Below are 21,128 nucleotides of genomic sequence, written 5' to 3'. Positions count from 1 at the left end.
AGCCTGCGGAGCGCAATGCTCGTCGAGCCTGCCCCGAATGCAATGCATTCGCGACAGCGCTGAACACGTTAACGTGCTGTCGTGATTTCACCCGTGGGTCGCATCTGACACTCGCGTGGGGATGCGCCACGCATCTGTGTCAGGTTTTTCTGAAAGGTCCACATCGGGGACAGTGGTCACAGAACGAGACAACCAATCGCTCGCGCCCTACGAGCAGAGATAAAAAAAAACCCCGCTTTCGCGGGGTTTTTCTGATCAGCTCAGCTGGCCGTGGCAGTGCTTGTACTTCTTGCCACTGCCGCAGGGGCACGGGTCATTGCGGCCGACCTTGGGCTCTTCGCGGGTGACCTGGCCAACGCCGTTGCGCTGGGCTTCCACTTCCGCTGCCTCTTCGTCGGCACCGTAGCCGCCCACGTTCTGGTGCTGGAACTGCGACTGCAGCAGGCGCGCTTCGGCCTGCTGGCGTTCGGCCGCTTCCAGCGCCGCCACTTCTTCTTCGCTGCGGATGCGCACGCGCGCCAGCAGGGTCACCACTTCGCGCTTGACGTTCTCCAGCATTTCCGAGAACAGCTCGAAGGCTTCCTTCTTGTATTCCTGCTTGGGCTGCTTCTGCGCGTAACCACGCAGGTAGATGCCCTGGCGCAGGTAATCCATGCGGGCCAGGTGTTCCTTCCAGCTCTGGTCGAGCACGGTGAGCATGACGTGCTTTTCCAGCGCGCGCATGGTCTCTTCGCCGACGCCGGTTTCCTTCTGCTCGAAGTGCTCGTCCACGCGGGCCTGCACCTTGTTGGCGATGGCTTCGGCGTCGAGCTCTTCGTGTTCCTTGACCAGCCCGGTGACGTCCATCTGCACCCCCAGGTCGGAGGCCAGGGTGGCTTCCAGGCCCGGCAGGTCCCACTGTTCGTCGATCGAGTTGGGCGGCACGAAGCGGGCCACGATGTCGTAGATCACATCGCCACGGATGCCGTCCACGTTGTCCTTCACCGACTCGGCGTCCAGCAGCTCATCGCGCTGGGCGTAGATCACCTTGCGCTGGTCGTTGTTGACGTCGTCGAAGTCCAGCAGGTTCTTGCGGATGTCGAAGTTGTGCGCTTCCACCTTGCGCTGCGCCTTTTCGATCTGGCGGCTGACCAGGCGGTCTTCGATGACGTCGTCTTCCTTCATGCCCATCATGCGCATCGCCTTCTGGACCCAGTCCGAGGCGAAGATGCGCATCAGGTTGTCTTCCAGCGACAGGTAGAAGCGGGACGAACCCGGGTCACCCTGGCGGCCGGAACGGCCACGCAGCTGGTTGTCGATACGGCGCGATTCGTGGCGTTCGGTGCCCACGATGTGCAGGCCGCCGGCGGCCTTGACCTGGTCGTGGCGGACCTGCCAGTCGGCCTTGATCTTGGCGCGCTGTTCGGCGCTGGCGTCTTCACCCAGCGCGTGCAGCTCCGCTTCGTGCGAACCGCCCAGCACGATGTCGGTACCACGGCCGGCCATGTTGGTGGCGATGGTCACCGCACCGGGCATGCCGGCGTTGGCGATGATGGTCGCTTCGCGGTCATGCTGCTTGGCGTTGAGCACTTCGTGGTGCACGCCGGCCTTGCGCAGGTGCTCGGACAGCATTTCCGAGGTTTCGATCGAGGTGGTGCCGACCAGCACGGGCTGGCCGCGCGTGTTGCACTCCTGGATGTCGGCCAGCACGGCGTTGAACTTGCCGTTGCGGTTGAGGAACACCTGGTCCGGCGAGTCCTTGCGGATGGTCGGGCGGTTGGTCGGGATGACCACCACTTCCAGGCCGTAAATGCTCTGGAATTCGTAGGCTTCGGTGTCGGCCGTACCGGTCATGCCGGACAGCTTCTTGTACATGCGGAACAGGTTCTGGAAGGTGATGCTCGCCAGGGTCTGGTTCTCGCGCTGGACCGGAACGCCTTCCTTCGCTTCCACCGCCTGGTGCAGGCCATCGGACCAGCGGCGGCCGGCCAGGGTACGGCCGGTGAATTCGTCCACGATCACCACTTCGCCATCACGCACGATGTAATCGACGTCGCGCTGGTAGATGGCATGCGCGCGCAGGGCGGCATTGAGGTGGTGGACTACGGTGAGGTTCTGCGCCGCGTACAGGCCTTCGGTTTCGGCGCTGAGGATGCCGGCCTCGACCAGCAGCTGCTCGGCGTGCTCCATGCCCGCTTCGGACAGGTGCACCTGCTTGCCCTTCTCGTCGACCCAGAAATCGCCCTCGCCTTCTTCGGCTTCCTGGCGGATCAGGCTGGGCACCACACGGTTGACGCGGATGTACAGCTCCGGGGAATCGTCGGCCGGGCCGGAGATGATCAGCGGGGTACGCGCTTCGTCGATCAGGATCGAGTCGACTTCGTCGACGATGGCGTAGTGCAGGCCACGCTGGTAACGGTCGGCCCGCGACAGCGCCATGTTGTCGCGCAGGTAGTCGAAGCCGAATTCGTTGTTGGTGCCGTAGGTGATGTCGCTGGCGTAGGCCTCGCGCTTGTCGCTGTGCGGCATGCCCGGGTAGACCACGCCGACGCTCATGCCCAGCCAGTTGTACAGCTTGCCCATCTGCGCCGAGTCGCGGCGGGCCAGGTAGTCGTTCACGGTGACCACGTGGACGCCCTTGCCTTCCAGCGCGTTCAGGTACACCGGCAGCGTGGCCACCAGGGTCTTGCCTTCACCGGTGCGCATTTCGGCGATCTTGCCCAGGTGCAGGACCATGCCGCCGATCAGCTGGACGTCGTAGTGGCGCATGCCGAGCACGCGGCGGCTGGCTTCACGGCAGACCGCGAAGGCTTCCGGGAGCACCTTGTCCAGGGCTTCACCGTCGGCGATGCGCTGCTTGAACTCCGGGGTCTTGGCCTTGAGCTGCTCGTCGGAGAGCTTTTCGATGTCCGGCTCCAACGCATTGATCTTGGCGACGATGCGGTTGAGCTGGCGCAGCTGGCGTTCGTTACGACTGCCAAAGACGCGGGTAAGCAGGCTGTTGATCATTGAAGGAACCGGTTGGAATGAGACGCCCCAACGGCGACGCTCCCTCGGGAGCCGCCCGCCGCAAACGAAACAGGGCGCATCGCGCCCTGTCTATGGCAACACCCATTGTAGCTTGGGACGAGGGCACTTGGTTTCAAGCGCCCGCGATCCGCCAGATGGCGCCCTCAGCCGCGGGAAACCCGCCCGACCGGGGTGTTGCCGCCATCGCCCAGGAACTTGCGCGGGTTGACTACCTGGCCGCGTTCCCAGACCTCGAAGTGCACGTGGGCACCGGTGGAACGGCCCGTGGAACCGGCCTTGGCCACTTCCTGGCCGGCCCGCACCAGGTCGCCCGGCTTCACCACCAGGCGCGAATTGTGCGCATAGCGGGTCACATAGCCATTGCCGTGGTCCACATCGACCACGTTGCCGTAGCCGCCCTTCACGCCGGCGAAGCTGACCACGCCATCGGCCACGGCCATGACCGGGTCGCCGACCTTGGCATGGAAGTCGATGCCCTTGTGGTTGCCGCGGCCACGACCGAACGGGTCGTTGCGACCACCAAAGCTGGAGGTGATGTAGCTGTTGCGGATCGGCATGCGGCCCGGCACGGCGTCCTGCTCCAGCTGGTGGTCGAACATCAGCGATTCCATCACCGACAACTGGCGGCCTGAAGCAGCGAAGCGCTGCTCCAGCACCTGTAAGTCGGCGTTGACCGCGCTGACCGGGATGTCCTGGGTCGGGCCAGGCTCGCCTTCACCGAGGCCGGGGGTCTCGTTGAAGTCGAACTCGCCGTCTTCCAGCTTGCCCATCTGGGTGAGGCGTTCGCCCAGCGCGTTGAGCCGGGTCGCCTGCGCCTGCAGCTCGCCCATGCGGGCAGCCAGGGCGTTGACCTGGGTCTGGGCGTCCTTGCGGGCCTGCGCCAGGTCGCGTTCCTGCTGGGCGACCTTGGCGTGGAGCCGGGAATCGTTGAACATGCTGCCACCCAGACCGGCACCGAAGCCGATCAGGCAGCCCAGCCCGAGTACGCTGCCCAGCAGGGCGCGGGGCCTGTCCTCGAAGTAGAAACGCAAACGCGCCAGCGGCGTCTTGGCCTGTCCTTCACGCGTTTTGATTACGATCTTTTTGAATGCCATCAGTGAGTTTTCATGTCTGAGCCGAAATCCAGTGCCCGTCCTGCGTCAACGCCGAAGCCGGCGCTGGATGCAGTCATGGGTGACAAAGCTGGCAATCCGCTGCGTCGTGCCCTGTGGCTCGATGCGCTGGACCGTCAGTTGCGCCCCCATTTGCCGCCCACCCTGGCCACCCGTTGCCGGTTGGCGAATGTGAACGGCGAACACCTCGTTTTTCTCGTCGAATCCCCTGTCTGGCACGCCAAAGTACGGCTTGCCGAGGCTCAGTTGATCGACGCGGCCCGGTCCATCGGGCTGAAGGTCACCAAGGTGACCGTCAAAACTGCGGCTGCCGCTCCTCCACGCTCCCCAGCGATCGACAACAGGAATGGCCCCCACGCAGTTTCAGCCGCCACGCACAAAGGGCTACGCGACGCGTTGGCCTGTCTAAAGGACGTGGATTCCTCCAAGTCCTGAAGCCATCGGGGCATCCCGCCCCTTCCCCGCCGTCGTCACGATCACGTGAATCTGGTGGGGAGCCGGCGGCCATCGTAGCCGTGCTGGGTCGTCCAGTCGTTAGTCTTTTATTAAATTTGCGTTAAATTCAGCCAAGAATCGGATCGGGTTCACAAAAACGTGACCCAGGTACGTACACGGTTCATTGACGTCAACGTCACACGGCCCACACCCCCAAAAACGCCGAACGGCGCCCAAGGCGCCGTCCTTTTTCCAATTATTTCAATTGGTTATGCGTACGCAGGGACGCCGTAGACCACCGGAACCTCGCTGCTGGGCGCGTCGTAGCTCACCCACTCCCAGGCGCTGGCATCGGCCAGCAGGGCCCGCACCAGCTTGTTGTTGAGCGCGTGGCCGGACTTGAAGCCCTCATAGGCGCCCAGCACCTGGCCGCCGGCCAGGTACAGGTCACCGATCGCGTCGAGGATCTTGTGGCGCACGAACTCGTCGGCGTACCGCAGGCCGTCGTCGTTGAGCACGCGGAATTCGTCGAGCACGATGGCGTTGTCCATCGAACCGCCCAGGCCCAGGTTGCGCTCGCGCATGTACTCCAGGTCACGCATGAACCCGAAGGTGCGCGCGCGGGAGATTTCCTTGGTGTAGGCGGCGGTGGAGAACTCGATCTCGGCGCGCGACTGCTTGGCCGGGATCATCGGGTGGTCGAACTGGATCGTGAAACCGAGCTTGTAGCCCTCATAGGGCTCGAAGCGGGCGACCTTGTCGCCTTCGGTGACTTCCACGGTCTTGAGGATCCGGATGAAACGCTTGGGCGCGTCCTGTTCGGCGATGCCCGCCGACTGCAGCAGGAACACGAACGGGCCCGAGGAACCGTCCATGATCGGCAGCTCGGCCGAGGACAGCTCCACGATGATGTTGTCCACACCCAGGCCAGCCAGGGCCGACATCAGGTGTTCGACGGTCTGGATCTTGGCGTCGTTGCAGGTCAGCCCGGTGCACAGGGTCACTTCGGTGACCAGGTCGGCACGGGCCGGCACTTCCACCACCGGGTCCAGGTCCACGCGGCGGAACACGATGCCATGGTTGACCGGTGCCGGGCGCAGGGTCATGTAGACCTTGTCACCGCTGTGCAGGCCAACGCCGGTGGCGCGGATCGTGTTCTTGAGGGTGCGTTGCGGAATCATGGGGGACCAACCGGGAAAGCGCGCGGTCAGCGCGACAGTGACAAACAAGAATAACACGCACTACCACCGCTCCTTTCTGAACCGGGGGCGGCAGACTGCCGGGCCTATCCTGGCCCGGCAGCAAGGGACATGGAGGCGCTTACCGGGGAGGACAAGACCCCGGCTGCGTTCCTCAGTCCGCCTGGCGGCGCAGGAACGCCGGGATGTCCAGGTAATCGTTGGGCAGCTCGGCCGCGGCCGGACCCGAGGCCGACGGTGCGGACGGGGCCACGGTGTCGGCGCTCGGACGACGCAGGCCCAGGCCCATGCCACCGACGGCCTTGGACACGGCATCGCCGCCGTTGTCGAAATCGCCGAACTCCGGCTGGCCGGTGGTGGCGTTGCGGACCAGCTTGATCGGCGCGCGCTCGCCCGGACGCTGGGACTTGGCGGCCACGGCACGGTTCAGGCCGGTGGCGACCACGGTCACGCGGACTTCGTCCTGCATGTCCGGATCCAGCACGGTACCCACCACCACGGTGGCGTCTTCGGAAGCGAAGCCATCGATGGTGCGGCCGATCTCGTCGAACTCGGCCATGGTGAAGTCGGCGCCGGCGGTGATGTTGACCAGGATGCCGTTGGCACCGGCCAGGTTCACATCGTCCAGCAGCGGGTTCTGGATGGCGGCTTCGGCGGCGGCCTGGGCGCGGTCATCGCCACGGGCGGTGCCGGTACCCATCATCGCCAGGCCCATTTCGGACATGACGGTGCGCACGTCGGCGAAGTCGACGTTGATCAGGCCCGGGCGCACGATCAGGTCGGCGATGCCCTGCACGGCGCCCTGGAGGACGTCGTTGGCGGCACGGAAGGCCTGGATCATGGTGGCGTTGCGGCCCAGCACGGTGATCAGCTTTTCGTTCGGGATGGTGATCAGCGAGTCGCAGTGCTGGCTCAGTTCCTCGATGCCCTTCAGCGCGACCTGCATGCGGCGGCGGCCTTCGAACGGGAACGGCTTGGTGACCACGGCGACGGTCAGGATGCCCATCTCCTTGGCCAGCTGTGCCACCACCGGTGCAGCGCCGGTACCGGTGCCACCGCCCATGCCGGCGGTGATGAACACCATGTCCGCACCCTGCAGGGCGTCCATGATGCGCTCGCGGTCTTCCAGCGCGGCCTGGCGGCCCACTTCCGGATTCGCGCCTGCGCCCAGGCCCTTGGTGACGTTGGTACCCAGCTGCAGCTGCAGCTTGGCACCGCAATTCTTGATGGCCTGCGAGTCGGTGTTGGCGGTGATGAATTCCACGCCGTCCACACTGGTGCTGACCATGTGCGCCACGGCGTTGCCGCCGCCGCCGCCCACGCCGATCACCTTGATCACCGCGTTGGGTGCCATCTTCTCAATCAGTTCGAAATGCGCCATGTCCGTGTCCTCGTTATATCCGCTTCTGGTTGGCATGGGCGTGTTGGCGTCCTGCCTTCGCGCTGCATGTTGCCGTTGCGGCTGTGTGGGTTGTGTGTTGCCGTTTGATGCGCCGGCCGAAGCCGGTTTGAAGCAGCGGCGTCAGAATTCGCCGCGAAACCAGGTTTTCAATTTGTTGAACATGCTGCCCGCGCGCCCGGTGGGCAGCGACGGGCGGCGCGGGTGTTCGATCTGGCTGCCCATCAGCAGCAGGCCCACGCCGGTGGCGTGCACCGGGTTGCCGACCACTTCGCCCAGCCCGGTCACGTGCTGCGGGATGCCCACGCGTACCGGCATCTGCAGCATTTCCTCAGCCAGTTCGACCACGCCTTCCATCTTCGAGGCACCGCCGGTGAGCACCATGCCGGCGCGCACCAGTTCCTCGAAGCCGGAACGGCGCAGTTCGGCCTGCACCATCTCGAAGATTTCCTCGTAACGGCCCTGCACCGCCTGCGCCAGGGCGTGGCGCGGCATGCGGCGCGGCGGACGGTCGCCGACGCTGGGCACCTGGATGCTTTCCTCGGCGGTGGCCAGCTGGGCCAGGGCGCACGCGTAGCGCACCTTGATCTGCTCGGCTTCCGGGGTCGGCGTGCGCAGCATGTGCGCGATGTCGTTGGTGACGTGGTCGCCGGCGATCGGCAGCGAGGCGGTATGGCAGATCGCGCCCTGCACGAACACGGCCAGGTCGGTGGTGCCGGCGCCCATGTCGACCAGCACCACGCCCAGTTCGCGCTCGTCGGCGGTCAGCACGGCCACGCTGGACGCCAGCGAGGACAGCACCAGGTCGTCCACCTGCAGGCCGCAGCGCTGCACGCACTTGCTGATGTTGGCGGCAGCCGACTGCGCGCACACCACCAGGTGCGCGTGCACCTCCAGGCGTACGCCGGTCATGCCGACCGGGTTGCGGATGCCTTCCTGCGAATCGTCCAGCACGTATTCGCGCGGGATGGCGTGCAGGATCTTCTGGTCGGCCGGGATCGCCACGGCCTTGGCCGCGTCGAGCACGCGGTCCAGGTCGCCCCAGGTCACTTCGCCGTCGCGGATCGGCACGATCCCGGGCGAGTTCTTGCACTGCACGTGGTTGCCGGAAATGGAGGCATACACCGAGCGGATCTCGCAGCCGGCCATCAGCTCGGCCTCTTCGACCGCGCGCTGGATCGACTGCACGGTCGACTCGATGTCCACCACCACGCCGCGCTTGAGCCCGCGCGACTCATGCGAACCGATGCCGATCACCTCGATGGGGTTGCCCGGCGAGTACTCGCCCACCAGCGCCACCACCTTGGAGGTGCCGATATCGAGCCCGACGATCAGCGATTTGTCACCCTTGCGATTCATGTCCTGTCCTGCGTCCTGTGCGCCACATTGGCCGGCGCGGCCGCGGCCGGGGTACCCCAGCTCAGCGTGAAACCATTGGTATATCGGAGGTCGGCGCGTTCGATCGGCGCCTGCTGGTTGGCCAGCTGCGGCAGCACGCGCACGAAGCGCTGCAGGCGCGAGCGCGCGTCGTCGCGGCCGACCACCACTTCGGTGCCGTTGCTCAGCTGCAGCGACCAGCTGCCGCGCGCATCCATGCTGACCCGGGTGACATCCACCCCGGCCGGCGCGAACAGCGCGCGTGCATCGTTGTAAAGCGCCACTACTTCTTCGGTCTGGGTATCCGGGCCGTCCAGGTCCGGAAGTGCCAGGTCCTGCAGCTTCTGCGGGGTGGCGAACAGCTTGCCCTGCTCCGACAGCAGCCGGTCCTTGCCCCAGCGCGCGAACGGCTTGTGCTCGACCAGGGTGATTTCCAGCACGTCGGGCCACTGCTTGCGCACCTGCGCGCTTTCCACCCACGGCAGCTTTTCGATCGCGTCCTGCGCGTCCTGCAGCTTCACCGCGAAGAAGCCGGACGTCGCATACGGCAGCACCACCTGTTGCAGCTGTTCTGCGGGAACCCGCTTGAATTCACCGTGCACGCGCAGCTTGGCCAACGGCCAGCGTTCGGCACCAACCCAGCCGTTGAGCACCGCCACCACGGGCAGCGCTACCAGCGACAGGGCCAGCAACCAGACGAAGATGCGCAGCACCGCGTTCATGCGTAATCAGCCTCCGAAGTGCCGAAACCTTCCGGCAACGTCTGCTCCAGCACGCGCCAGACCAGCTCTTCAAAGCCGATCCCGGCCTGGCCGGCCGCCTTGGGCACCAGCGAGTGGCTGGTCATGCCCGGCGCGGTGTTCACTTCCAGCAGGTAGAACGCGCCGCTGTTGCGGTCGCGCATCACGTCGACGCGGCCCCAGCCACGGCAGCCAGCGGCGCGGAACGCGGCCAGCGCAATACGGCGGATCTCCGCTTCGTCGTCACCTTCAAGACCCGGGCACAGGTACTGGGTGTCTTCGGCGATGTACTTGGCGTTGTAGTCGTACCACTGGCCCTTGGGCACGATGCGGATCGACGGCAGCGCCTGGTCGCCGAGGATGCCCACGGTGAGTTCTTCGCCGACCACCATCTGCTCCATCAGCAGCTGGCCGTCGTAGCGGGCCGCCAGCGCGACCGCCTCATCCAGGCCGGCCTCGTCGGTGACCCGGCTGATGCCGACGCTGGACCCTTCGTTGGCCGGCTTGACCACCACCGGCAGGCCGAGTTCGGCCGCCAGCGCGTGCACATTGGTGCTGTCCACCTTCCGGTACTGCGGGGTAGGCAGGCCCACCGACAGCCACACCTGCTTGGTGCGGATCTTGTCCATGCCCAACGCCGAGCCGAGCACGTCCGAACCGGTGTACGGCACGCCGAAGGCTTCCATCAGCCCCTGCACGATGCCGTCCTCACCGCCACCGTTGTGGCCGTGCAGGATGTTGAAGACGCGGTCGAAGCGCTTTTCCACCAGCGCCAGTGCCAGCGCCGGAATGCCGTCCACCGCGGTGGCGTTGACGCCGCGCGCGCGCAGCGCCTCGATCACGTTGCGGCCGGAATCCAGCGAGACTTCGCGTTCGCTGGAGGTGCCGCCCAGCAGGACGGCAACGCGGCCGAACACGGCCGGGTCGGTGGTGCGCAGCGGCGGGAAGGTCAGCGTGCTCATTCGGCAGGCACCTCGTTGAAGCCATCGGTGGCGACCAGGTGGGCAACGTGGCCGATATCGCCCGCCCCCATCATCAACAGCAGGTCGCCGTCCTGCAGCACGTCGGGCAGCACGTGCTGCAGTTCCGAGGCCTGGCCGACCACGACCGGCTCGCTGCGGCCGCGTGCACGGATTGCACGGGCGAGCGAGCGCGAATCGGCACCGGGAATCGGCGCTTCACCGGCCGGGTAGACCTCGCTCAGCACCAGCGCGTCCACTTCGGACAGCACCGCGGCGAACGCATCGAACTGGTCACGGGTACGGCTGTAGCGGTGCGGCTGGAACACCACCACCAGGCGCTGCGACGGCCAGCCACCGCGTGCGGCGGCGAACACCGCAGCCAGTTCACGCGGGTGGTGGCCGTAGTCGTCGATCACGCGCACCTTGGCACCAGTGCGGGTAGTGACGATGCCCAGGTCGTTGAAGCGGCGGCCGATGCCGGCAAAGCTTTCCAGCGCCCGGGCGATCGCATCCGGGGCCACGCCCAGCTGCCAGCCCACCGCAGCGGCGGCCAGCGCGTTGAGCACGTTGTGCGCACCCGGCAGCGCCAGGGTCACCGGGTAGCTGCTGCCTTCGGGCAGGCGCAGGGTGAAGCGCATGCGCGGGCCGTCCTGGACCACATCCTCGGCGCGCACGTCCGCATGGCTGGTCATGCCGTAGCTCATGACATGGCGCGGGGTCTGCGCGGCCAGTGCGGCCACTTCCGGGTCGTCGATGCACAGCACCGCCAGCCCGTAGAACGGCAGGCGCTGCAGGAATTCGGCGAAGGCGGCCTGCACGCGGGAGAAGTCGTTGCCGTAGTTCTCCAGGTGGTCCGCATCGATATTGGTGATCACCGACACCAGCGGGTTCAGGCGCAGGAAGCTGCCATCGCTTTCGTCGGCTTCGGCCACCAGCCACTGGCCACTGCCCAGCTTGGCGTTGGCGCCGGCGGCGAGCAGCTGGCCCCCGATCACGAAGGTCGGGTCCAGCCCGCCTTCGCTCAGCACCGCGGCGGTCAGGCTGGTGGTGGTGGTCTTGCCGTGCGTGCCGGCCACCGCGATGCCGCGGCGGAAACGCATCAGCTCGGCCAGCATGGCCGCGCGCGGCATGATCGGAATGCGCTGGCTGCGCGCTTCCATCAGTTCCGGGTTGTCGTCGCGGATCGCGCTGGACACCACCACGCAGTCGGTACCCAGCACGTTGGCGGCCGAATGGCCGCGCATCACGCGCGCGCCCAGCCCGGCCAGGCGGCGGGTGGCGGCGTTGTCGGCGTTGTCCGAGCCGGACACTTCATAGCCCAGCGTCAGCATCACTTCGGCGATGCCGCTCATGCCGGTGCCACCGATGCCGACGAAGTGCACGCGCGGGAAGGCGCGCACCAGGTCATTGGTGTCGTGCAGGCGGCGGATCATGCGCGGCCTCGCGTAACGGTGTTCATTTGGATTCCTCGAGAATGATGTCGGCGATGCGCTCGGCGGCATCGACCTTGGCCAGGGCACGCGCGGCGGTTGCCATCTGCATGCGGCGGGCGGAATTTTCGGACAGATCGCGCAGTACGTCCTGCAGGCGCGCGGCCAGCGTTTCGTCCTGCTTCAGCAACACGGCCGCGCCGCGTTCGACCAGGTATTCCGCATTGCGGGTCTGGTGATCGTCGACGGCCGCCGCGAACGGCACCAGCACGCTGCCCACGCCGACCGCGCACAGCTCGGCCAGGGTGGACGCGCCGGAGCGGCACACCACCAGGTCGGTCCAGCCGAATGCTTCGGCCATGTCGGCAATGAACGGCTCGACGCGCGCGTTCACGCCTGCGTCCTGGTACGCCTGCAGCGCTTCGGCGTGCAGTTTCTCACCGCTCTGGTGACGCACGTCGACCGCGACGCTGCCCGCCAGTGCGGCCAGTGCCTGCGGCACGGCGTTGTTGAGCGCACGTGCACCCTGGCTGCCACCGAGCACCAGTACCCGCAGCGGACCTTCGCGACCGGCCAGGCGCTGTTCGGGTGCGGCAATGGCGGCGATCTCCGCACGCACCGGGTTGCCCACGGCTTCTTCGCGCTGGGCGAAGCTGCCAGGGAAGCCAGTCAGCACCCGGCGCGCGAAGCGTGACAGCACGCGGTTGGTCAGGCCCGGCGCACGGTTCTGTTCGTGCACCAGTAGCGGCAGGCCATGCAGGCGTGCGGCCAGGCCACCGGGACCAGAGGCGAAGCCACCGAAGGCGATCACCGCGCGCGGCTGGCGGTCGCGGATCAGGAAGCCGGCCGAGCGCACGGCGCGCAGCAGGCGGCCGGGCGCGGTCAGCAGGGCCAGCTTGCCCTTTCCGCGCAGGCCGCTGATCGCCAGCGTATCGATATGGATGTCGTGCTGCGGCACCAGGCGGGTTTCCATGCCACCGATGCTGCCCAGCCAGGTCACCGGAATGCCGCGCTCGCGCAGCACCTTGGCCACGGCCAGGCCGGGGAAGATGTGGCCGCCGGTACCGCCGGCCATGATCATCACCGGGCGCTGAAGATTCTGGGCGCTCATCCCATCCTCCCCAGGGTCGGTTCGATCCGCTGCTGCATGCGGCTGGTACCACGCGGGGCGCTGTCGCGCTGCGCGGACGCACGCGCGGGGCTCTCCTGCATCGCGGCGGCCACGGCGCTGGCACTGGCCGGCGCATCGACCGGCGCTGCATCGTCCAGCTCGGCCGCGCCCATGCGCACGGCCTGGCGGCGCTCGGCGCGGTCCAGTTCATAGGACACGCGCAGCAGCAGGCCCATCGCCACGCAGGTCATCAGGATGCTCGAGCCGCCGGACGAGATCAGCGGCAGGGTCAGGCCCTTGGTTGGCAGGATGCCCAGGTTCACGCCGATTGACACGAAGCTCTGCATGCTCACCCACAGGCCGATGCCGAAGGCGATGTAGCCGGAGAAGTGGCGCTTCATTTCCACGCAGCGCATGCCGATCCAGAACGCACGGCCGGCCAGCAGCGCGTACAGCGCCACGATCAGGCAGGTGCCGACGAAGCCCAGCTCTTCGGCGGTGACCGAGAAGATGAAGTCGGTGTGCGCTTCGGGCAGGTAGTACAGCTTCTGCACCGAGTTGCCCAGGCCCACGCCGGTCCACTCGCCGCGGCCCACCGCCATCAGCGCGTTGGACAGCTGGTAGCCGTCGCCCTGCTGGTCGGCCCACGGGTCCCAGAAGGACGTGATGCGGCGCATGCGGTACGGTTCGATGATCGCCAGCGCGCTCATCGCCACCAGCCCGAACACGATCGGCATCGACATGCGCGGCAGGTTCACCCCGCCCAGCACCAGCATGCCGGCGGTGATCGCCAGCAGCAGGGTCGAGGAACCGAAGTCAGGCTGCAGCAGCAGCAGCACCACCAGCGCGCCGGCCACGCCGAGCGGCTTGAGCATTGCCGGCCAGGTGGCATTGACCTCGTCGCGGAAGCGTACCAGGTAGCTGGACAGCCACACGATGTAGAGCACCTTCACCGCTTCGACGGTCTGGAACTTGGAGAAGCCCAGGTTGATCCAGCGCCGGGCGCCGTTGACGCTGCTGCCCAGGCCGGGAATGAACACCACCACCAGCAGGGCGAAGCAGCCCAGCAGCAGCATCTGGTTGTACTGCTCGATGCTCTTGAGCTCGGTGCGCATGGCCAGGCCGGCCAGCACGATACCCACCGCCAGGAACACCAGGTGGCGGTTGAGGTAGTAGAACGGGCTGCTCATCAGGGCGATCGAGCTCGACGCGACCATCACCACGCCCAGCCCGGTGAGCGCGATGATCGCGCCCAGCAGCCACTTGTCGAAGTGGCCTCCGATGGCTTCAAGGCGGGTTGCCTGGCGCGACAGGTCGTTCATCAGCGGACCTTCAACGTGGCAAGGCCGATCAGCACCAGCACCACCGAGATGATCCAGAAGCGCACGATCACGCGCGGCTCGGGCCAGCCCTTGAGTTCGAAGTGGTGGTGGATCGGCGCCATGCGGAACACGCGCTTGCCGGTCAGCTTGAACGAGGCGACCTGGATCATCACCGACAGCGTTTCAATCACGAACACGCCGCCCATGATCACCAGCACCAGCTCCTGGCGGGTGATCACCGCGATGGCGCCCAGCACCGCACCCAGCGCCAGCGCGCCGATATCACCCATGAACACCATGGCCGGGTAGGTGTTGAACCACAGGAAGCCCAGGCCCGCGCCGGCGATGGCCGCGCAGATGATCACCAGTTCGCCTGCACCGGGGATCTGCGGGATCTGCAGGTAGTTGGAGAACACCACGTTGCCCGAGGCATAGGCGAATACGCCCAGCGCGCAGGCCACCAGCACGGTCGGCATGATCGCCAGCCCGTCCAGGCCGTCGGTCAGGTTGACCGCGTTGGAGAAGCCGACGATCCAGAAGTAGGCAATGGCCACGAAGCTGATGCCCGCCAGCGGCAGCGCCACCGACTTGAACATCGGGATGTAGAAGGTCAGCGCGGCCGGCACGTCAGCGGTGTAGAACAGGAACAGGCCGGCGGCCAGGCCGAAGATCGACTGCAGCAGGTACTTCCAGCGCGACTTCAGGCCGTTCGGGTCGCGGCGCACGATCTTGATCCAGTCGTCGTACCAGCCGATCGCGCCGAAGCACAGCATCACCGCCAGCACCACCCACACGTAGCGGTTGCGCAGGTCGGCCCACAGCAGCACCGACAGGGTGATGGTGAGCAGGATCAGCGAACCGCCCATGGTCGGCGTGCCGGCCTTGGAGAAGTGGGTCTGCGGGCCGTCCTTGCGGATCGGCTGGCCGCCCTTGAACTGGGCCAGCTTGCGGATCATCGCCGGGCCGAGCCACAGCGACAGGAACAGCGCGGTAAGCGCGGCCAGGATGCCTCGCAGAGTCAGGTAGCCGAACAGCCCGAACAGGCTCTCCAACTGCTGCAACCATCGGGCCAGTTCAAGCAACATGGGGGGTTTCCTCTCCTCGCGCCAGCAGCGCTTTTACAATCTTGTCCATGGCGCTGCCGCGCGAGCCCTTGACCAGGCAGCGCACGCCAGCATGCAGTTCGTCGGCCAGCGCGGCCGCCAGGGCGTCGTGGCTCTGGAAGTGGCGACCACCCTCGCCGAACGCCTGCGATGCGGCCGCGCTCAACGTGCCCAGCGTGTACAACCGCTTCAGGCCGGCGTCGCGTGCGCGGCGGCCGGCCTGCGCATGCAGCGCCTCGCCATCCGGGCCGAGTTCGCGCATGTCGCCCAGCACCAGCCAGGCTTCGTCCTTCGACGCGGCGAGCGCGTCGATGGCCGCAGCCAGCGAACCGGGGTTGGCGTTGTAGCTGTCATCGATCAGCACGGCGCCACTGGGCAGCCGGTGCGCGATCTGGCGGCCGGGCACCGGTTCGGCGCGGGCCAGGCCGGCGGCGATCGTGGCCAGGCCGATGCCGGCCGCCAGTGCCAGCGACGCGGCGGCCAGGGCATTGCTGACGTTGTGGCGGCCCGGCAATGCCAGGGCGATATCCACGCTTCCAGCCGGGCTGGCCAGCAGGAAGCGGCTGCCTTCGGCGGTCGCGCGGATGTCCTGCGCGGTCACGTCGGCGCTGTGGTCCAGGCCATAGCGCAGCACGCGGCTGCGCGGCGGCTGGCCGACGATGTGCTGTTCGAACCAGATACCGAAGGCGTCGTCGGCATTGATCACCGCCACGCCATCGGCCGGCAGCGCGGCGTAGATGGCGCCCTTGGTGCTGGCCACGCCCTGCAGGCTGCCCATCCGCTCCAGGTGTGCCGGGGCGATGTTGTTGACCAGGGCGTACTGCGGGCGCGCGATGTCAGTGAGGTAGGCGATATCACCCGGCTTGCCGGCGCCCATCTCGTAGATGGCGTAGTCGGCGTCTTCAGGTGCATCGATCACCGCCAGCGGCAGGCCGATCTCGTTGTTGCGGTTGCCCGGGTTGGCGTACACCACCGCGCGCTGCTCGCGCGCGACCTGTTCCAGGATCGCCAGCAGCAGGCTCTTGACGCTGGTCTTGCCGTTGCTGCCGGTGATGGCGAACACGCGTGCGGCGCGGTCGCGCTGCATGCCGGCCGCGATACGGCCAAGCGCATGCTCGCTGTCGCCGACCACGATCTGCGGCACCGGCACGTCGAGCAGGCGCTCGACCAGCATCGCGCTGGCACCACGGGCCACCGCATCGGCGGCGAAGTCATGGCCGTCGAAGCGCTCGCCACGCAGTGCCACGTACAGGCTGCCGGGCGCCAGGGTGCGGGTGTCGTTGCTGATGGCGTCGATGGCGGTGTCATCGCCATGGATGTCACCTCCGGCCCAGTGGGCGATCAGCGAGAGCGGCGTGCGCTTCACAGGATGGCCTCCTTGGCGTTGAGTGCGGCGGCGGCCACCAGGGTGTCGTCGAAGTCGTGCTTGACCCCACGCACTTCCTGGTAGGGCTCGTGGCCCTTGCCGGCCAGCAGCACGATGTCGCCCGGGCCGGCCAGCTTCACCGCCAGGCCGATCGCGCGCGCGCGGTTGCGCTGCACGGTGACCGCGTCCGGCGCGGTGAATCCGGCCAGGATGTCGGCCACGATCGCGTCGCCGTCTTCGCCGCGCGGGTTGTCGTCGGTGACGATCACCTGCTGGGCCAGGCGCTCGGCGATGGCCGCCATCTGCGGGCGCTTGCCCGCGTCGCGCTCGCCGCCACAGCCGAACACGCAGAACAGCCTGCCCTGCAGGTGGCCCTGCAGGTGGCCCTGCAGGCTCTGCAGCGCCTGTTCGAGTGCGTCGGGGGTATGCGCGTAATCGACCACCACGGTCGGCAGGCCGCGCTCGCCGCCGAGGCGGTTCATGCGCCCGGCGATCGGCTGCAGCTGCGACACCAGTGCGGCAATCGCCGCCGGGGCATGGCCCAGCGCGTGCAGCACGCCGGCCACGGCCAGCAGGTTGTCCACGTTGAAGCGGCCCAGCAGCGGCGACTGCACCGGATGGCGCGCACCGTCCACCACCAGGTCGAAGGCGATGCCCCGGCCATCGAGCTTGAGCGAGTCGGCGCGCAGCGTGGCCTGCTGCGCGCCGCGCGAGCTGACCCCGATCCGGGCGATGCCGGCATCGACCGTGCGCAGCAGTTCGCTACCGAAGCTGTCATCCAGGTTCACCACGGCGGCCTTCAGGCCGGCGCGATGGAACAGCTTGGCCTTGGCCGCGCCGTACTGGGCCATGTCGCCGTGGTAATCGAGATGGTCGCGGGTGAGGTTGGTGAATACCGCCACGTCGTAGTGCACGGCATCCACGCGGCCCTGGTCGAGCGCATGCGAGCTGACTTCCATGGCCACGGCCTTGGCGCCCTGGTCACGCAGCTGCGCCAGCACTTCATGCATCTGCAGCACCAGCGGCGTGGTGAAGCCGGTCGGCACCACATCGCCGTACAGGCCCACGCCCAGCGTACCGATGCTGCCACTGGCGGTGCCGAGCAGGTGCCAGGCTTGGGCCAGCAGCTGCACGGTGGAGGTCTTGCCGTTGGTGCCGGTCACCCCGACCATGGTCATCGCACGCGACGGATGGCCGTGGAACTGGTCGGCCATGCCGCCCATGCGCGTGCGCAGGCCCGGCACGGCGATGGCGTCGGCCGGGGCCGGCAGTTCCGCCGGGGCCGGCGGCTCGAACAGGATGGCGGCCGCACCGGCGGCGCGGGCCTGGTCGACAAAGCCCAGCCCGTGCGCGCCGAAGCCGGCAATCGCCACGAAGGCATTGCCGGGGCGCACCGCGCGGCTGTCCAGCACCAGGCCGGTGATGGACGGGTCGTGGCTCAGCACCACATCGGGAAGCAACTGCGAAAGCAACATCATCTGGCTCATTGCGTGCCTCCCTGCGCGGGCGGCAACGTGGCGTGCGCGCTGGGCAGCGCGGCATCGAATTCAGCGGCGGCATCCGGGGCAACGACCGTCTCGGCCGGCGGCGGGGTCGGCAGCGAGGACGCGGCGTGGCCCATCTTTCCCGACTGCTGGGCCGCCAGCCAGGAATCGATGTCGTCCGGCGGCACGTCCATCAGGCGCAGCGCGCCTTCCATGACGTTGTGGAACACCGGCGCGGACACCAGGCCGCCGTAGTACTTGCCGGCCTGCGGGTCGTTGATCACGATTACCGTGGCAAAGCGCGGATTGCTGGCCGGCACCACGCCGGCGAACAGCGCGTTGTAATGGCCGCGCTCGTAGCCGCCGGGGCCGGCCTTGCGCGCGGTGCCGGTCTTGCCGGCCACGTGGTAGCCCAGCACGGCCGCCTGCTTGGCGCCGCCCTGGGTGACCACGGTTTCCATCATCGCCACGACTTCCTTGGAGATCTTCTCGTCGATGATCTGCTTGCCTTCGTTGCGCTGGCCCTTGACGAAGGTCGGCGCGATCAGCTTGCCGCCGTTGCCCAGCGCCGAGTACGCCGTGGCGATCTGCAGCGGGGTGACATTCAGGCCATAGCCGTAGGACATGGTGGTCTTCGACGAACCGCTCCAGCGGGCCGGGCGCGGCAGCACGCCGGCCGATTCGCCGGGGAAACCGCTGTGCGGCGCACTGCCATAGCCGAAGCTGTGCACGTGGTCGTAGAACACCTGGTCCGGCATCTTGGCCGCGATCTTGGCCGCGCCGATGTTCGAGCTGCGGGTGATCACGCCGGTGACGTTGAGTACGCCGTTGTTCCGCGGCACGTCCTTGATGGTATAGCGGCCGATCGCCATGTAGCCCGGGTTGGTATCGACCGTGGTGTCCTTGGTGACCACGCCGGACTGCAGGGCCGAGGCGATGGTCAGCGGCTTCATGGTCGAACCCGGCTCGACCAGGTCGGTCACGGCGCGGTTGCGGCGGGTGTCCGGCGCCGCGCCGCCCACCGCATTGGGGTTGTAGGTCGGCAGGTTGACCATGGCCAGCACTTCTCCGGTAGCCACGTCCATGATCACCATCGAACCGCCCGCGGCCTTGTTCTCGATCAGCGCGTTGCGCAGTTCCTTGAAGGCCAGGAACTGGATGCGGCGGTCGATGCTCAGGGTCAGGTCCTTGCCCGGCTCGGCGGCGCGCAGCAGGTCGCTTTCAACGGTCTCGCCCTTGCGGTTGCGGATCACCCGCTTGGCGCCGGCCTTGCCGCGCAGCCATTCGTCGAAGGCCAGCTCCAGCCCTTCCTGGCCGCGGTCGTCGATGTTGGTGAAGCCCAGCACGTGCGCCATGGCTTCGCCCTGCGGGTAGAAGCGGCGGAATTCGCGCTGCGAGGCCACGCCCGGGATCTTCAGCGCCACCACTTTCTCGGCGTCGTCGGGATTGATCCGGCGGCGCAGGTACATGAATTCCTTGTCTGCCTTCTGGCTGAGCTTGGTGGACAACTCATCCAGCGGCATGCCCAGCGCGGTGGCCAGTTCCGGAATGCGGTCCGGCGAACGCATCAGCTCCTGCGGGTTGACCCAGATCGAGGCCACCGGGGTGGACACCGCCACCGGTTCGCCGTTGCGGTCGGTGATCATTCCGCGCGAGGTGTTGATCGGCAGCTCGCGCAGGTAACGGGCTTCGCCCTGGCGCTGGTAGAAATCGCTGTTGATGATCTGCACGTACGCGGCGCGGCCGACCAGCGACACCGAGCACAGGCCCAGCGCCAGGCCGACCCACTTCAGGCGCTGGCGCAGGTTGAAGGCGTTGCGGGTGCGGTTGCGGCCGGTCTTGTTCATGGCCGAACCACCACGACATCGGCCGCTTCGGGGAACTTCATGCCCAGCCGCTCGCGGGCCACGCGGTCCACGCGGGTGGCTTCGGCCAGGGTCGCCTGTTCCAGCTGCAGGCGGCCGAATTCAATGTTCAGTTCGTCGCGGGCGCGCTCCACGCGCGAGAGCTCGACGAAGGTCTGCCGGTGGCGGTGGCGCATGAACACCACACCGATCGCCGAGGCGATGGTGCAGGCCAGCAGCACGACCAGCAGCAGGCGGCTCATCACGCCACCCCGCGCTTTTCGGCCACGCGCAGCACGGCGCTGCGCGAGCGCGGGTTGACCGCCAGCTCGTCGTCTTCAGCCTTGATGGCGCCACCGATCAGGTCCAGCGTCGGCACGAACGCGGCCAGCTCGGGCAACCGGCGATTGGTCGGCGGGGCCTTGGCGTGGCGGTTCATGAACTGCTTGACGATGCGGTCTTCCAGCGAATGGAAGCTGATCACCGCCAGCCGGCCACCGGGCTTGAGCCGCGCCATCGCCGCGTCCAAGCCGGCTTCAAGGTCGGCCAGTTCGCGGTTGATGTGGATGCGGATGGCCTGGAAGCTGCGCGTGGCCGGGTGGATCTTGTCTTTGCCACGCGGCATCACCGAGGCGATCAGCTCGGCCAGTTCGCCGGTGCGGGTGAACGGCTGCTTGTCGCGGCGGGCGATGATCGCGCGGGCGATGCGGCGCCCCTGGCGCTCTTCGCCATAGGTCCACAGCACGTCCATCAGTTCGCGTTCTTCGACGCGGTTGAGCCACTGCGCCGCGCTCTCGCCACTGTCCGGGTCCATGCGCATGTCCAGCGGGCCGTCCTTGCCGAAGCTGAAACCGCGCTCGGCCACGTCCAGCTGCGGCGAGGACACGCCGAGGTCGAACAGCACCCCGTCCAGGCCGTCGGCGGTCGCGTGCCAGTGCAGCAGGTCGGCGAAGCTGCCACGGAAGATCGAGACGCGCGGGTCCGGCGCGAAATCACGCTCGGCTACCGCGATTGCCTCCGGATCCTTGTCCATGACCAGCAGCCGGCCTCCAGGACCGAGTTGCTCGAGCACGCCGCGGGCGTGACCGCCACGACCAAACGTGCCATCGAGATACGTTCCGTTTTCGATCACCCCCAGGCCTTCCAGGACCTGCGTGTACAGCACCGGCAGATGGCCCGCCGGCGACTGCGACACCGGAAGGTGACCGGCCTGCGCGCCTCCGCGCACCCGGGCA

16 protein-coding genes and 1 pseudogene are annotated in these 21,128 nt (G+C 67.4%); 1 reads left to right on the top strand and 16 read right to left on the bottom strand.

Annotated elements, in window-relative coordinates; all coding sequences use genetic code 11:
• Positions 1-255: 255 nt before the first annotated feature.
• Together secA and NMB40_RS01110 are read right to left on the bottom strand one after the other, a co-directional pair.
• Positions 256-2,988, bottom strand: a complete 2,733-nt coding sequence (gene secA, locus NMB40_RS01115) for a preprotein translocase subunit SecA (protein ID WP_494359889.1) — start codon at positions 2,986-2,988, stop codon at positions 256-258.
• Between the two features lie 164 nt (positions 2,989-3,152).
• On the bottom strand, positions 3,153-4,103 hold the full coding sequence (locus NMB40_RS01110) for a M23 family metallopeptidase (RefSeq protein ID WP_068849249.1): 951 nt from the start codon (positions 4,101-4,103) through the stop codon (positions 3,153-3,155).
• A 12-nt stretch (positions 4,104-4,115) separates the two neighbouring features.
• On the opposite strand from NMB40_RS01110, the gene NMB40_RS01105 reads away from it, so the two are divergent.
• Positions 4,116-4,556 (top strand): DciA family protein, encoded by a 441-nt coding sequence (locus tag NMB40_RS01105; RefSeq protein WP_448142003.1) that lies wholly within the window; start codon positions 4,116-4,118, stop codon positions 4,554-4,556.
• A 269-nt stretch (positions 4,557-4,825) separates the two neighbouring features.
• On the opposite strand, the gene lpxC is transcribed toward NMB40_RS01105, so the two are convergent.
• The 14 genes and pseudogenes from lpxC to rsmH form a co-directional block, all read right to left on the bottom strand.
• The gene (lpxC, locus tag NMB40_RS01100) at positions 4,826-5,737 is read right to left on the bottom strand and encodes a UDP-3-O-acyl-N-acetylglucosamine deacetylase (protein WP_282245844.1); all 912 of its coding nucleotides are present in this window, start codon (positions 5,735-5,737) and stop codon (positions 4,826-4,828) included.
• A gap of 172 nt (positions 5,738-5,909) precedes the next feature.
• Complete coding sequence (gene ftsZ, locus NMB40_RS01095) at positions 5,910-7,136, bottom strand: cell division protein FtsZ (RefSeq protein ID WP_068849242.1); 1,227 nt, start codon at positions 7,134-7,136, stop codon at positions 5,910-5,912.
• Between the two features lie 141 nt (positions 7,137-7,277).
• On the bottom strand, positions 7,278-8,513 hold the full coding sequence (gene ftsA / locus NMB40_RS01090; protein WP_068849240.1) for a cell division protein FtsA: 1,236 nt from the start codon (positions 8,511-8,513) through the stop codon (positions 7,278-7,280).
• A 62-nt stretch (positions 8,514-8,575) separates the two neighbouring features.
• Positions 8,576-9,253: pseudogene (locus tag NMB40_RS01085) on the bottom strand (cell division protein FtsQ/DivIB); the annotation flags it as partial.
• Positions 9,250-10,233 (bottom strand): D-alanine--D-alanine ligase, encoded by a 984-nt coding sequence (locus NMB40_RS01080; protein ID WP_494359888.1) that lies wholly within the window; start codon positions 10,231-10,233, stop codon positions 9,250-9,252. The gene NMB40_RS01080 and the pseudogene NMB40_RS01085, both read right to left, overlap by 4 nt.
• Positions 10,230-11,666, bottom strand: coding sequence for a UDP-N-acetylmuramate--L-alanine ligase (gene murC / locus NMB40_RS01075; RefSeq protein ID WP_494359887.1), 1,437 nt, complete (start codon positions 11,664-11,666; stop codon positions 10,230-10,232). Before murC ends, NMB40_RS01080 begins: the two co-directional genes overlap by 4 nt.
• Before the next feature lie 22 nt (positions 11,667-11,688).
• Positions 11,689-12,774 carry an undecaprenyldiphospho-muramoylpentapeptide beta-N-acetylglucosaminyltransferase gene (gene murG, locus NMB40_RS01070; protein ID WP_494359886.1) on the bottom strand — a complete coding sequence of 362 codons (1,086 nt, stop codon included), beginning with the start codon at positions 12,772-12,774 and terminating at the stop codon, positions 11,689-11,691.
• Complete coding sequence (ftsW, locus tag NMB40_RS01065; protein WP_494359885.1) at positions 12,771-14,096, bottom strand: putative lipid II flippase FtsW; 1,326 nt, start codon at positions 14,094-14,096, stop codon at positions 12,771-12,773. Before ftsW ends, murG begins: the two co-directional genes overlap by 4 nt.
• Positions 14,096-15,181, bottom strand: a complete 1,086-nt coding sequence (gene mraY, locus NMB40_RS01060; RefSeq protein ID WP_494359884.1) for a phospho-N-acetylmuramoyl-pentapeptide-transferase — start codon at positions 15,179-15,181, stop codon at positions 14,096-14,098. Before mraY ends, ftsW begins: the two co-directional genes overlap by 1 nt.
• A complete protein-coding gene (locus NMB40_RS01055; RefSeq protein WP_494359883.1) occupies positions 15,171-16,565 on the bottom strand; it encodes a UDP-N-acetylmuramoyl-tripeptide--D-alanyl-D-alanine ligase in 1,395 nt (464 codons plus the stop codon). Before NMB40_RS01055 ends, mraY begins: the two co-directional genes overlap by 11 nt.
• Positions 16,562-18,052: a UDP-N-acetylmuramoyl-L-alanyl-D-glutamate--2,6-diaminopimelate ligase gene (locus NMB40_RS01050; RefSeq protein ID WP_494359882.1), complete on the bottom strand. Its 1,491-nt coding sequence runs from the start codon at positions 18,050-18,052 to the stop codon at positions 16,562-16,564. Before NMB40_RS01050 ends, NMB40_RS01055 begins: the two co-directional genes overlap by 4 nt.
• On the bottom strand, positions 18,049-19,896 hold the full coding sequence (locus NMB40_RS01045; RefSeq protein ID WP_494359881.1) for a peptidoglycan D,D-transpeptidase FtsI family protein: 1,848 nt from the start codon (positions 19,894-19,896) through the stop codon (positions 18,049-18,051). Before NMB40_RS01045 ends, NMB40_RS01050 begins: the two co-directional genes overlap by 4 nt.
• Positions 19,893-20,156 carry a cell division protein FtsL gene (ftsL, locus tag NMB40_RS01040; RefSeq protein WP_068849221.1) on the bottom strand — a complete coding sequence of 88 codons (264 nt, stop codon included), beginning with the start codon at positions 20,154-20,156 and terminating at the stop codon, positions 19,893-19,895. Before ftsL ends, NMB40_RS01045 begins: the two co-directional genes overlap by 4 nt.
• Positions 20,156-21,121 carry a 16S rRNA (cytosine(1402)-N(4))-methyltransferase RsmH gene (rsmH, locus tag NMB40_RS01035; protein WP_494361019.1) on the bottom strand — a complete coding sequence of 322 codons (966 nt, stop codon included), beginning with the start codon at positions 21,119-21,121 and terminating at the stop codon, positions 20,156-20,158. The genes ftsL and rsmH overlap by 1 nt, the downstream gene beginning before the upstream one ends.
• Positions 21,122-21,128: the final 7 nt, after the last annotated feature.

It is taken from the genome of Stenotrophomonas sp. FBCC-B152 (assembly GCF_059134105.1).
This window is presented reverse-complemented; position numbering and strand designations above follow the sequence as displayed.

What these genes read in the sequence shown, in the direction of transcription:
- NMB40_RS01050 (WP_494359882.1), bottom strand. Translation starts at nt 18,052, where the DNA reads ATGAGCCAGATGATGTTGCTTTCGCAGTTGCTTCCCGATGTGGTGCTG.
- murC (WP_494359887.1), bottom strand. Translation starts at nt 11,666, where the DNA reads ATGATCCGCCGCCTGCACGACACCAATGACCTGGTGCGCGCCTTCCCG.
- NMB40_RS01045 (WP_494359881.1), bottom strand. Translation starts at nt 19,896, where the DNA reads ATGAACAAGACCGGCCGCAACCGCACCCGCAACGCCTTCAACCTGCGC.
- ftsZ (WP_068849242.1), bottom strand. Translation starts at nt 7,136, where the DNA reads ATGGCGCATTTCGAACTGATTGAGAAGATGGCACCCAACGCGGTGATC.
- ftsW (WP_494359885.1), bottom strand. Translation starts at nt 14,096, where the DNA reads ATGAACGACCTGTCGCGCCAGGCAACCCGCCTTGAAGCCATCGGAGGC.
- murG (WP_494359886.1), bottom strand. Translation starts at nt 12,774, where the DNA reads ATGAGCGCCCAGAATCTTCAGCGCCCGGTGATGATCATGGCCGGCGGT.
- secA (WP_494359889.1), bottom strand. Translation starts at nt 2,988, where the DNA reads ATGATCAACAGCCTGCTTACCCGCGTCTTTGGCAGTCGTAACGAACGC.
- lpxC (WP_282245844.1), bottom strand. Translation starts at nt 5,737, where the DNA reads ATGATTCCGCAACGCACCCTCAAGAACACGATCCGCGCCACCGGCGTT.
- ftsA (WP_068849240.1), bottom strand. Translation starts at nt 8,513, where the DNA reads ATGAATCGCAAGGGTGACAAATCGCTGATCGTCGGGCTCGATATCGGC.
- ftsL (WP_068849221.1), bottom strand. Translation starts at nt 20,156, where the DNA reads ATGAGCCGCCTGCTGCTGGTCGTGCTGCTGGCCTGCACCATCGCCTCG.
- NMB40_RS01105 (WP_448142003.1), top strand. Translation starts at nt 4,116, where the DNA reads ATGTCTGAGCCGAAATCCAGTGCCCGTCCTGCGTCAACGCCGAAGCCG.
- NMB40_RS01110 (WP_068849249.1), bottom strand. Translation starts at nt 4,103, where the DNA reads ATGGCATTCAAAAAGATCGTAATCAAAACGCGTGAAGGACAGGCCAAG.
- mraY (WP_494359884.1), bottom strand. Translation starts at nt 15,181, where the DNA reads ATGTTGCTTGAACTGGCCCGATGGTTGCAGCAGTTGGAGAGCCTGTTC.
- NMB40_RS01080 (WP_494359888.1), bottom strand. Translation starts at nt 10,233, where the DNA reads ATGAGCACGCTGACCTTCCCGCCGCTGCGCACCACCGACCCGGCCGTG.